This is a genomic window from Nocardia concava NBRC 100430 (assembly GCF_000308815.1).
In the GTDB taxonomy this organism is placed as follows: Bacteria; Actinomycetota; Actinomycetes; order Mycobacteriales; family Mycobacteriaceae; genus Nocardia; species Nocardia concava.
In genome coordinates this window covers 1-13,347 of sequence record NZ_BAFX01000196.1, presented here as the reverse complement: position 1 = coordinate 13,347, position 13,347 = coordinate 1, and the positions used below count along the sequence as shown (strand labels likewise).

At 69.2% G+C, this 13,347-nt stretch carries 4 protein-coding genes; 2 read left to right on the top strand and 2 right to left on the bottom strand.

What is annotated here, in order from left to right; translation table 11 throughout:
* Positions 1–18: 18 nt before the first annotated feature.
* Positions 19–1,056: a medium chain dehydrogenase/reductase family protein gene (locus ON43_RS38245; protein WP_040815591.1), complete on the bottom strand. Its 1,038-nt coding sequence runs from the start codon at positions 1,054–1,056 to the stop codon at positions 19–21.
* A gap of 106 nt (positions 1,057–1,162) precedes the next feature.
* Entirely contained in the window at positions 1,163–2,491 is a 1,329-nt protein-coding gene (locus tag ON43_RS38240; RefSeq protein ID WP_040815590.1) for a cytochrome P450, read from the bottom strand.
* A 187-nt stretch (positions 2,492–2,678) separates the two neighbouring features.
* On the opposite strand from ON43_RS38240, the gene ON43_RS46970 reads away from it, so the two are divergent.
* Positions 2,679–12,791 carry a type I polyketide synthase gene (locus tag ON43_RS46970; RefSeq protein ID WP_051179888.1) on the top strand — a complete coding sequence of 3,371 codons (10,113 nt, stop codon included), beginning with the start codon at positions 2,679–2,681 and terminating at the stop codon, positions 12,789–12,791.
* On the top strand, positions 12,788–13,347 hold a 560-nt coding region (locus ON43_RS38230), incomplete at its 3' end, for a phosphopantetheine-binding protein (protein ID WP_040815589.1). The genes ON43_RS46970 and ON43_RS38230, both read left to right, overlap by 4 nt.

Here is a 13,347-nt window from a genome sequence, read left to right as displayed (position 1 = left end):
GCCGCACGTGGCGGCGGATCAGCGGGCGTCGGCGACGAGCACGACCTTGCCGGTGACGGAGTGGGATTCGGCGGTGGCCAGGGCCTGCGCGGCCTGCGACAGCGGGAACCGCGCGCCGACCTGTGCGGTCAGTTGTCCCCGCGCGGCCAGTGCGAGCACCGCGCCGAGGTCCGCGGCGAGTTGTGCGCGGAACTTCGCGGGGCGGCGCTTACCGGCCCAGATGTTGTAGAAGTGGGTGTGGCGGCCGTTGGGCAGCGCGTTCCACAGCAGCAGGCGGCCGATCAGCTTCAATACCGGCAGCCTGGAGTTGCCCGCATCGTCCTTGGTGGCGGCCGTGCCGTAGGAGACCAGCGTCCCGCCGTCGGCGAGCAGCCCGAACGAATCGACAATGCCCGCCCCGCCGACGTGGTCGAACACCGCGTCCACGCCCTCGGGAGCGAGCGCCCGCACCTGCGCGACGATGTTGCCCCGGTAGTCCACCGGCTCCGCGCCCAGCGCCCGCACCTGCTCGGCATTGCGCGCCGACGCCGTCCCTATCACCCGCGCCCCGGCCAGCTGCGCCAACTGCACCAGCGTCGATCCGACACCCCCGTTGGCCCCGTGTACCAGCACGGTCTGCCCCGCCCGCACCTTCGCGATCCGATGCAGCATCTGCCACGCCGTAATCCCGTTCACCACAAAGGTTTCCGCATCGGCGGGATCCAACCCGGCGGGCACCGGCACCAAGTCTGCGGCCTCCAACAGCACATGGCTACTCCACCCACCGATCTTCGTCAGCGCCGCCACCCGAGTCCCGACCAACCCCGCCTCGACCCCCGCCCCGACCGCCTCGACTGTCCCGACCAGGTCGTAGCCCGGTACGAACGGATAGGCAGGCTGGTCGTAGTACTTCCCCCGCCGCATCTGCTGCTCGGCGAACGAAACCCCGCTGGCCTCAACCCGAACCAGCGCCTGCCCCGGCCCCGGCGCCCCGATCTCCCGGTGGATGACAAGCAGCCCCGCGGCCTCAACCTGCCCAGGCAACACGATTTCCATGGCAGTGGTGGTAGTCGACATCGTCTCGATCCCTTCGCCTATGAGTGATTGGTCAGTCACTGTTGTATGAGTGACCGTACACTCACTCTCTGAATCGGCGCAATCCCCAGCGGACTTGGATACGGAATCAGCGAGGCTGGAGGGTGATGCGGGCGTTGTTCATGGGGCTGAGGCCGGTGTGGAAGCGGCGTGGGGGTTCGAGGTGGCCGGGGGTGGTTTCGATGCGGCGGTGTTCGAGGATTACTCGGAAGAGGATTCGGGCCTCGGCCAGGGCGAATTGGGCGCCGAGGCAGCGGTGGGGGCCGGCGCCGAAGGTGAGCCAGGTGTGGCCGTTGGGGCGGTCGGTGAGGAAGCGTTCGGGGCGGAAGGTCAGGGGGTCGGGGTAGTGCTGTTCGGATTCGTGGATGAGGAGGACGGGGACGATGACCATGGCGCCCTTGGGGATTGCCACGCCGTTGACGACTGTGTCGCGTAGGGCGCGGCGGCCGGTGAAGGGGGAGACCGGGCGCAGGCGCATGGTTTCGGCTACTACGGCGTCGAGGTAGGCGTCCAGGCGGTCTCGGTCGCCGGAGTCGGCGGCGGCGTCGAGTTCGGCCATGGCTTCGGGGTGCGCGGCGAGCATGGCGGCGATCCAGCCGAGGGTGATCGCGGTGGTTTCGTACGCGCCCAACAGGACTCCGCGCATATTGCGGGCCAGTGCGACGTCGTCGTGCTGATCGAGGTCGGTATCGATATAGCGGGACAGCATGTCCCGGCGGTTCTCGGCGTGGCCGGGGGTGGCCCTGCGCGCGGTGATCTCCTCGATGATCACCGCATCGACGTCGGCCTCGCGGCGCTGCAGCGGGAAATAGGGCGGGGTGTAGCCGCCGAGGAGCGGGGTGAGCAGGGTGACGGCGAGGAAGCCGCGGCTTTCGATTTCACCGAACCACTGCCGCACCGCGTCCCGCAGTCGCTCCCGGCGGCCGGGCGCCACATCGCCGAAGACGACGCCGAGCAGCACGCCGATCGCCAGGTCGTAGCCGACGCGCAGGAACTCGATCGGTTCGCCCACCGGCCAATTCGGGAGTTCACGCTCGACCACCTCCACCATGAGGTCCTCGTAGGAGCGCAAAGCCTTGCTCTGGAAGGGCGGTGAGAACAATCGCCGTTCGCGCCGGTGCGCCTCGCCGTCGAGGAAGATCAGGGTCTCTTTGCCGAACATGCGGTCGTGGCTGGAGAGGCGACTCAGCAGTTGCCCGATCGAGAAGTCGTCGTGATTGGCGAATACCTCTCGCACATCATCCATGTCGTGGGTGACCAGCATGGTGGGGAATCCGGGCGCCGAGACCACGAACCGTTTTCCCAGGTTCAGCAGTGGGGATTGATGCGTGCCGGGCCGCAGGAGTCCGCCGAGCCGGCCGATATGGCGGGTACGAAGCCGGGGCAGCTGGTTCAGCGATATCGCGGTCTGGAGCACGCAGCCATCTTCGCCACTGGATCGACTCCGCGCAATCACGAAATTCCCTTGGCCACAATGATTGTCGCATTTCGTCCGCCCCTATTTTTCGGGGCCCCGGCGGGAGATCTTTGATCTCGCCCAGGTCCGGCGGCGGTGCAAAGATAGCTCTGTCGTGGCTCGGTTTTTCCGTCAGAGGAAGTAGTTCGTGGTCAACACTTTCGTCGAAACACTGTTCGCTCAGGTCGAAGCTCGGCCCGCCGAGTTGGTGTACCGGTTCCTGGACAGTGGTGACGTCGACGGCGTTGTCCGCGAAGTCTCGTATGCCGAGCTCGGATTGCGGGTGCGGGCGATCGCCGCCGCACTGCAGGAGTCGCTGCCCCGGCGCGATTCGGCACCGCGGGCGCTGCTGCTCTATCCGGCGGGCCGGGAATTCGCCGAGGCGTTCCTGGGGTGTCTGGCGGCCGGTGTGGTCGCGGTGCCCGCGCCACTTCCCGAGTGGGACAACCGTTCCCTGCGCAGGCTGCGGCGCATGGTGACCCATGCCGAGGTCGATGTGGTGCTGGCGCCGCAGAAGGTCGTCGCGGACGCGACTGGGCTGCACGGCGAGATTCCCGAACTGGCGGCGGTGCCGTGGCTGGCCACCGATCTGATCGCCGACGATGAGGCAATGCGTTGGCGGGAGCCGGATCTCGGGCCGTCGTCGGTCGCGTTCATCCAGTACACCTCGGGGTCTACGAGCGCGCCGCGCGGCGTTCTGCTCACCCACGAGAATCTGCTGCACAATCAGGCCGCGCTGGCCGACGGGCTCGGGCACGACCGCGCGATCGCCGACTCGTGGGACGGTGCGCTGTTCGCCAGCTGGCTGCCCATGTACCACGACATGGGACTCATCGCGCCGCTGCTGCACACCATTTACATGGGCGCGAATTCGGTGCTGATGTCGCCGCTGCATTTCCTGCAGCGGCCCGAGCGCTGGCTGAAGGCGATCTCCACGTATCGCGCCCATACCAGCGGCGGCCCGAACTTCGCCTACGAACTGTGCGCGCGCAAGATCACGCCCGAGCAGCTCGAAGGGGTGGATCTGACCCGGTGGCGAGTGGCGTTCAACGGCTCGGAGCCGGTGCGGGCCGCGACCATGCGGCGGTTCAGCGAGGCGTTCGCCGGGGTCGGGTTCCGCGCGAAATCCCATCAGCCCGTGTACGGGCTGGCCGAGGCCACGTTGATCGTGACCGCTTCGTCCACGACCGAAGCACCGACAGTTCGCGAGATCACGGGGACCGAGAGTCGCCGGGAGTGGGTCGGTGTCGGGCGGCCGGTCGAGGGGATGTCGATCGCGATCGTCGACCCCGAACACGGCACCGAGCGCGCGGACGGGGTCGAAGGGGAGATCTGGGTCAGCGGAAAGAGTGTGTCCGCCGGGTACTTTCGCGATGCGCATGCCACCGAGGAGGTGTTCGGGGCGACGCTGCCCGGTGACGATCGGCGCTACCTCCGTACGGGTGATCTCGGAATTCGTTCCGGTGGAGAGCTGTTCGTCACGGGCAGGAGCAAGGATCTGCTGATCGTCGACGGGCGCAATCACTATCCACAGGACATCGAAGCGTCTGTCGAGACCGTGCACCAAGGGATTCGGCCGGGTTGCGTCGCGGCGTTCTCCGTCGAGCTCGCGGCGGGGGAGCGGCCGGTCGTGGTGGCCGAGGTCCGGACCGAGGATCCCGGCGAACTGGCCGCGATCGAAGACGCTGTGCGCGGGGCGGTTTCGGCGGAGTTCGGGCTCACGCTCGAGACGGTGCTGTTGATCCAGCCGGGGACGATCTTCAAGACCAGTAGCGGGAAGATCCAGCGGTCGGCGTGCCGGGCGGCCTATCTGTCCGGTGAATTGCTCACGCTGACAGCCGGTCCGCTGCGCTCGCCCGAGGACGAGCTGTACGACTACGAACCGGAAGCGCCGAGCGTGGAGGTCGAGGCCGCCGAGGCGGGGCCGTCCGCGGAGGCGATCCGATCCTGGCTGGTGCTGGAGGTCGCCAAGCAGGCGGCGCTGGATCCCGAGCGCATCGATGTGCATCGGCCGCTGGTCGAATTCGGTTTGGGCTCACACGATCTGGTGGAGCTCGTGATCGAGCTGTCGGACTTCGTCGGGAGCTTCGTCGACACCAATATGTTCTTCGACCATCCCACGATCGACGGCGTGGCCGCGGCGCTCGCGCCCGCCGCACCGATCGAGCCGGGGATCGAGGCCGCGGCTGCCGGGACAGACGAGGGTGCGGATGCCCGCGAGGACGACGCGGACGATGACGCGATCGCGATTCTGTCGATGGCCTGCCGATTCCCCGGCGGCGCGGATTCACCCGAGGCGCTGTGGCGGCTGCTCGACGGCAATGGTGACGCACTGGGCGAGTTGCCCGCGGGCCGCTGGGATATCGAGGGCCTGTACGACCCCGACACCACCGCGACCGGCAAGGCGTACACCTTCCGCGGCGGCTATGTCGATGGCATCGACCGCTTCGACGCCGCCTTCTTCGGCATCGGTCCGCGCGAGGCCGCGGTCATGGATCCGCAGCAGCGGATCATGTTGCAGCTGGCATGGGAGGCGATCGAGCGATCCGGCCGCGATCCGCGCACCCTGCACGGCAGTTCGACCGGCGTATACCTCGGCGTGTACAGCACCGGCTATCTGGCCGATCCCGCGCCCGAACAACTCAATGGTCAAGTCGGAACTGGCATTTCGCCGAGTGTCGCCTCCGGCCGGATCTCCTACACGCTGGGGTTGCACGGTCCTGCGGTCACCATGGACACCGCCTGCTCCTCGTCGATCGTCGCGATGCATTCGGCGATGCAGGCCCTGCGGGCGGGCGAATGCGATCTCGCCCTGGCCGGTGGCGCCACGTTGCTGATGTCGCCGATCGCGCACATCGAGTTGTGCAAGCTGGGTGTGCTGTCACCGTCCGGCAGGTGTGCGCCGTTCTCCGCCGATGCGGACGGCACGGTATGGGCCGAGGGTGCCGGGCTGGTGCTGCTGAAACGGCTCGGCGACGCGCGCCGGGACGGGGATCGGGTACTCGCGGTCATTCGCGGTTCCGCCGTCAATCAGGACGGCCGCAGCCAGGGGCTCAGCGCGCCGAATGGCGCTGCGCAGGAACAGGTGTTGCGTTCGGCGCTGCGGGTCTCGGGTCTGGCGCCGCACGATATCGACTATGTCGAGGCGCATGGCACCGGTACCGCGCTCGGGGATCCGATCGAGGCGCGGGCGCTGGCGCGGGTGTTCGGGCCCGGTCGTGATCCGGCCCGTCCGCTCGGCATCGGATCGCTGAAATCCAATGTGGGACATACGCAGGCTGCGGCGGGTGTGGGCAGTGTCATCAAACTAGTTCTCGCACTGCAGCACGAGCGCATCCCCGCCACCCTGAACGCGAGTGTGCCTTCGGCGCATGTCGATTGGGTGCGCAGCGGGGTGGCCGTCGCGGCCGAGACGCTGCCGTGGCGGCGTGGAGATCGGCCGCGCCGGGCCGGGGTGAGCGCCTTCGGGCTCAGCGGTACCAACGCGCACCTGATCCTCGAGGAAGCACCGCCCGAACCCGTGGCAGCGCCCGAGACCTCGGGCGGTGACCGGAGTGGGGTTGTACTGCTGCCGATTTCGGCGCGAAGTCAGGCCTCGTTGCGGGGTCAGGCCGAGCGGCTGCTCGATCTGGTGGCCGCCGAGCCGGGACTGACGCCGGGACCGGTGGCACGCGCGCTGGTAGTGCAGCGCACGAAGTTCGAGCGCCGTGCCGTCGTGGTGGCGTCCGATCGGGACGAGATGCTCGGCGGGCTCCGTGCGCTGGTGGACAGCGAGCCGTCGACGAACGTCATCGTCGGCGCGGGCGCGGTGCTCACCAATGCGAAGACGGCGTTCGTCTTCCCCGGACAGGGTGCGCAATGGGCCGGGATGGCGCGCGACATGCTCACCAGCTCCGAGGAGTTCCGCGCCGAATTCGAGCAGTGCGACAAGGCATTCGGCGCACTGCTCGGCTGGTCCCTGGTGGACAGGCTGAACGAACTGACCGTCGACGAACTGTGGGAATCACCCATCGTGCAGCCGCTGTTGTTCGCGGCCATGGCGGGGCTCGCGGCGGTGTGGCGCGCGGCTGGCGTGACCCCGGACGCGGTGGTCGGCCACTCGCAGGGCGAGGTCGCCGCCGCCTACTGTGCCGGGGTGCTCGAATTGGGTGACGCCGCACGGATTGTCGTCGCGCGCAGCCGCCTCATGCACGCTGTTCCCGAACCGAGTGCGATGGCGCTGGTCGGCCTGCCCGAGGCGGAGACCCGGGCTCGGCTGGCTGAGTTCGGCGGCCGGGTCACGGTCTCGGCCGTCAACGTCCGACGGTCGACGATGGTGAGCGGTGAACAAGCCGCGGTGGAGGAGCTGCTGGCCGAGCTCGGCCGGGAGGGCATCCACACCAGGCTGCGCGCCTCGGGCACCGGCTTCGGCGGGCACAGTCGGCTGATCGAGGCCATCCGCGAACCGCTTTTGGCCGAACTGGGCGACATCCCCGCGAATGCGCCTGCCACACAGTGGTATTCGACGGTCACGGGTGAGCTCGTGCCGGGCGAGCCGATCGAACCCGAGTACTGGTATCGGAACGCGCGTCAAACCGTGCTGTTCATGCCCACCATCGAGCGCATGATCGCCGACGGCTTCCGGTATTTCGTCGAACTGGGCGTGGATCCCGCGCTGACGGCGGCGGTGCAGTCGGTGTCGGAGGGTCTCGACCGCGAGGTGGTGGCGGTGGGTTCCCTGGTGCGTGACCAGGATGGGCCGACCAGCCTGGCCAGGGCGCAGGCCGCCCTCTACGTCGCGGGCCACGACCTCGACTGGACCGGTTCGGTTCCCGAATACGGCCGGGTCGATCTGCCCACGTACGCCTTCGACGAGCGGCGATTCTGGACCGAGCGCAGTAACCGCGATACCGCGGCGCTCGGGCTCGAAGAGGTTTCTCACCCGGTACTGGGTGCCGTTGTGCCGCAACCGGATTCGAACGGCGTCATCCTGACCGGGCGGCTCTCGCGTCGGCTGCAGCCCTGGGTCGCCGATCACGCGGGACCGAACGCGGTGCTGCTGCCCGGCGCGGCCCTGGTCGAGATGGCGATCCGGGCCGGTGACGAGGTGGACAGCCCGGTCGTGCGTGAACTGGTGCTGCGCGCCCCGCTGCTGGTTCCCGAGCGTGGCGCGGTGCGGATTCAGACCGTCGTCGGCGGCAGCGAAGAGCACCGGACCGTGCGCATCTACGCCCGGGACGAGAACGACCCCGACGCCGGGTGGACGCTGCATGCCGATGGCAGCCTGGTCGACGAATCCGAAATTGCTCCACCGCAGGTGAATTCATCGGTTTGGCCTCCTGCGGCCGCGGAGCGGGTCGATGTCGAGGCCCTTTACGGCGAGCTGTTCGCGCGCGGTCACGAGTACGGCCCGCAGTTCCGCGCGCTGCGGTCGGCTTGGCGGCGGGACGACGAGATCTTCGCCGAGGTCGAACTCGTCGAAGCCGCGCATGCCGACGCCGCGCGGTTCGGCATCCATCCGGCCCTGCTCGACGCCGCCCTGCACGCCACCGTCCTGTTCGCCGAGGACGGCGCGCATCCCCTGCTGCCGTTCGTGTGGACCGATGTCGCGCTGTGGGCCTCGGGCGCAACGGCTTTGCGCGTACGGCTGACCCGATCCGGCGCGAACGCCATCACCATGTCCGCCACCGACCGCAGCGGACGCCCCGTGGTTTCGGGCTCGGTGCTGCTGCGCCCGGTCCCCGCCGCACAGTGGGATGCCGCGTCGGTCGCCTCCGCGCAGCGCCGCCTGTTCCGTATGGAGTGGACGGAGCTCGCACCGCCGACGCCGGAGCGGGCACTCACGGTCTGCGAGTGGAACTCCGCCGCGGCCGGGGACGCCGACGCGATCGTGCTGTCCGTGCCCGAGGGTGAATCACCCGAGCAGGTGCACAAGACCGCACAATACGTCCTGGCCTCGCTGCAAACGATCCTCGGCGACAGCCGATTCGAACGGACGACCGTGGTCGTCCGGACCCGCGGCGCCGTGGCCGTCACCGATGATGCGGTGCCGGATCCGGCGGGCGCGGTCGCCTGGGGGCTGGTGCGCTCGGCCCAGTCGGAACAGCCCGGCCGCATCGTCCTGATCGACACGGCCGATGGGGAGCCGGATCTCGCCGCACTCCTCGCTACCGGCGAGGCTCAACTCGCGGTGCGAGAGGGCGCGGTGTTCCGGCCGCGGTTGGCCCGACTGCCGGAGTCGGCGGGGCGTGCGGTGGAGGGCCGGGTGGTGCCCACAGACGGGGCCGTACTCGTCACCGGAGCGCCGGGTCGGCTCGGATCGGCCCTGGCACGTCATCTGGTGGACGCGTACGGCGTTCGAGATCTCGTGCTGGTGAGCCGCCGTGGCATTGACGGCCCGGGCGGGCGTGAGCTGCGGGACGATCTGGAAACCCGCGGGGCGCGAGTGCGATTCGCCGCTTGCGACCTCACCGATCGCCCGGCGCTGGCGGAGTTGCTCGACGGGCTGCCGTTGGCCGGTGTGGTCCACGCGGCGTGCGTACTCGATGACGGTGTGCTCGCCTCACTGACACCCGAGCGTCTCGACCGGGTGCTGCGCCCGAAAGTCGATGCGGCACAACACCTGCACGAGCTGACGGTGGATCGGGATCTGTCGATGTTCGTGCTGTTCTCCGCGGCGGGCGGGCTTTTCGGCACCCCCGGGCAGGCGAACTACGCGGCCGCCAATGCGTACCTCGATGTGCTGGCGCTGCGCCGCCGGGCGCTCGGGCTGCCCGCGCAGTCGCTGGCGTGGGGTGCGTGGGAGGTCGATATGCACGACCATTACGCGCAGGCCGACATTCGGCGGATCGAGCGCGCGGGTGTGCGTGTGTTCTCGGTGCCGCAGGGCATGGCGTGCTTCGATGCCGCGCTGCGGGTCGGCGATCCACTGCTGGTGCCGCTGCTGCTCGACACCGAGGTGCTGCGGCGCTCTCCCTCCGTCCCGCCGCTGCTGCGCGGGCTGGTCCGCAGGGCGGCGCGCCGAGCCGTCGCCGACCACTCGAGCGCGGATGTGGCCGCGGATTCGCGCTTCGCCGAACAACTTCGGTCACTGCCGCGCCCGGAGGCCACCGCGCTCGCGGTGTCCGCGATCGCCGAGTGGACCGGGCAGGTGCTCGGCCATTCCGGATCCGAGACGGTGTCGGCGCAGGAGACCTTCCAGAGTCTGGGCCTGGACTCCCTGATGGCGATCGAGCTGCGCAACAAGGTGCGCGAGCACACCGGGATCTCGGTCTCCCTCGGCGTCATCCTGGCCGAGCAGAACCTCACCGATCTCGCCAACCATCTCGTCGCAGAAGTATTGCAGCAGGGTGATTCTCGCGCTGGCGAGGAAGAATCCACCTCGGTGCCCGAGGTCGAGGTGCTGCCGGTGACGCGGGACATGATGCGACTGCTGCGCACCGAGCAGCTCGGCATTCCCAGCGCCGCGCAGACCGGCGGCGTCGCCGTGCGACTGCCCGCGCGCATCACCCATTCTCAGCTGTCGGAGGCGTTGACGAGACTGGCCCGCCGACATGCCGCGCTGCGCACCACCATTCGCCCCGGCGAGCACGGGCGACAGCTCGAAATCCACAGGGAACCGCGCGAACTCGCGTCCTGGCGGCAACTCGATCGTCTCGATGACGTCGTCGTGCGGGAATGCTTCCGGGAACTGATGGCCCGGCCGTTCGACCTGGAGACCGGGCCGCTCTGGCGCTTCGAACTGCTCGACGCCGAATCCGCCGATCCGGTACTGCTTTTCGGCGCGCATCACAGCATGAGCGACGTGCAGTCGATGCTGCTGGTGGCCGGTGAGCTCGCCGCGGAGTTGACCGGTGCGCCGCTCGGTGACTCGGTGACCAACCGCGATATGCATCAGCTGCTCGCCGCCCAGCCCAGCGGGCGCGACCGCGGCGATGCCGCGACCGGCCAGTGGCGCGAAGCCTTCGCCGGTGCGCGCCGGCTCGAGCTGACGCTCGCGAATCCGCGCCCGGCGCAGCGCAGTTACGGTGCGGGCGCGATCGCGCTCGAACTGCCCGGCGGGCTGCACGACCGGGTCGCGGACCGCGCACGCGAGCTCGGGCTCACGCCCGCGGCGATCTTCCTCGGCGCGCTGACCGTGCTGCTGGCCCGGCGGCAGCAGGTCGATCGGTTCGCGCTGGCGGTGCCGGTGGACACCCGCATGCATGCCGACGCCACCGATGCCGTCGGGTACTTCGGTGTGCCCGTGCCGTTCCCGGCGGCGGTGGCGGCCGATGAACCGGTCGTCGACGTGCTGCGGCGTACCGGTGAGCGGTTGCGGACCCTGCTCGTGCCCGGCGCGGGCTTCGCGGAGGTGCTCACCGCATTGGCCGCGGAGGGCCTGCATCGCGACAACGCACCGCTCGTGGAGGTGTACTTCAACTATCTGCGTGCCAACTCCGCGGTCGCCGCGACCGAGTTGGTGCCGGTCAGCACCGGCTACTCCGATCTCGACCTGATGGTGGCGGTGCTGCCGGATACCGGGCAGGTGTGGTTCACCTACAACAGCGACATCATCGACGCGGACGCTTGCGCCGAGTTCGGTGCGCAATATCTGGCGATGGTCGAGGCGGCGATCACCGATCCGGGTGCGCCTGCCCGGCCTGAATCTGCGGCGCGGCTGGCGGTTTCCGGTACTCGTGTGGCGCTCGGGGCGACCTTCGCGCTGGGCAGGCTGCCCGAGCTGGTGGCGGCGGCGTCCGCGCAGGCTCCGGATGCCTCCGGTGCCGCGATCAGTGTCACGGAGGCGCCCTATCACCAGGTGCTGGCGGGTCTGCGTGACCCCGCGGGCGTCTTCGCGCAGCCTTCGACCGCGCTCGGCATCGTATTGCTGCGGGCGACCGATCTCGAACGGTTCGGCACGATCTCCGACGATCTGCTCACCGAACTCGCCGCCGAGTACCCGGCCGCCGTGCGCGAATTGGCCGAACGCACGCGCAAGCCGGTTGTCGTCGGCATACTCCCGTCGATGCGGACCGAGGAACGATTGCTCGCCTGGGAGCGGCTGGTCGCCGAACGGCTGCGGGACGTCGCGGGCGTGGCGGTGCTGGAGCCGGGGGAGTGGACGCGGAACCATCCGGTGGACAACCCGTTCGACGAACGCACCGAAGTGCTGGCGCACGTGCCCTTCTCGCCCGAGTTCCAGGCGGCCGTGGCGCTCACCCTCGTCGCGACCGTCGATGCCGTGCGCGAACCCGCGCCGAAGGTGATCGCCGTGGATGGGGACGACACCCTGTGGAGCGGTACGGCGGGCGAGAGCGGCCCCGACACAGTGGTTTTCGATGCGCCGCGGCTGGCGCTGGCGCGGCGGCTGGCCCAGTGGCGCGCGGCGGGGACACTGCTGGTGCTGGTGACCAACAATGACGCCGATATTGTCGAGGCCATCCTGGAACGCCCCGAAAGCCCCTTGCGCCGTGATGATTTCGCGGCCGTCTCCGCGGGCTGGGGCGGTAAGCCCGAGCGGCTGGAGGAGATCGCGCGGACGCTGCGGCTGGGACTCGACAGCTTCTGCTTCCTCGACGACAACCCGGTCGAGGTGGCGCGCATGCGCGCGCAGCTGCCCGAGGTGCTGTCGGTGACGTGCCCGCCCGCCGAGGAACTGGAGTCGTTCCTGACGCGACTGTGGCCGATGACGCCGATCGCCACGACCGCGGAGGATCGGCTGCGCGCCGACTTCTATCGTCAGGAGAACGAACGTGACACCATCCGTGCCGCAACGGAATTCGCGGAGTTCCTGGAGCGATTGGAACTGGAGGTCGATATCGAGCCGCTGACCGACGCCTCCCTCGAGCGCGCCCGTCAACTCGTCCGCCGAACCAACCAGTTCACGCTCGGCACCGTGACCGTCGAGGATCTCGACCGGTGGCGCTCGGAAGGCGAGGTGTGGACCGCGACCGCACGCGACCGGTTCGGCGACTACGGACTGATCTCGATTCTGGCCCTGCGCAAGGACGAGGACGACCTGTGGGTCGATGGCTGGCAACTCAGCTGCCGAGCCCTCGGCCGTGGCGTCGAGGAACGCCTGCTCGAGCGGGTAGCCGAGCGCGCCGACACCCTCGGCTGCACAACGGTGCGTATGGCGGTCGAGCACACTCCCCGTAACGAACCCGCCCGGCGACTGGCCGCACGCCTGCCGGGCGGAACCACCGAGGGGCAACGGCTGGATGTGTCGGTGTCCCCGGACCGGTTGCGGGAGTTCCGATCCTGGGAATCGCGGGCCGAGCAGGTCGGGGAGGAACGGTGACAGATTCGGACGAGCGCATCTCCGTACGGAACTCGGGCCTGGACCGCCGTGCGCGCGGCGAGAGCCTCGAACGTGGCAGCGCCGCAATGGATATCACCGCGCTGCTCGCACGCACCGGGTCCGCGCCCGCTGCCGGGGCTACCCCCGCACCGGGTACGGACACACGGCAGTGGGACGTCGATACGTTGACCGCGGCGATCACCGCGGTCGCGAATCGGTTCGCCCTGACACCGATGGATGTCGACACCGACTTCTTCGACGCGGGCGGCACCTCCGTAGCAGCGGTGGAATTGCTTGCGGCGCTGAGTCGTGAGCTGGGCATCGATCCCGATCTCGATACGGTGTTCTTCGACGCGCGGCCACGCAGGCTGGCGCACATCTGGCTCGCTGACCACCCCGAAGCCCTGGCGGAGTCCGATGATCTCGCCCAACTGTTCGCCGACCTCGCCGGTGCCGATCGGCTTCCGCTGGTGGGGCCGCCGGAGCGGGTCGCGCCGCGGTGCGTTCTCTTGACCGGGGCCACCGGGTTCCTCGGGAGTCACCTGCTGCTGGATTT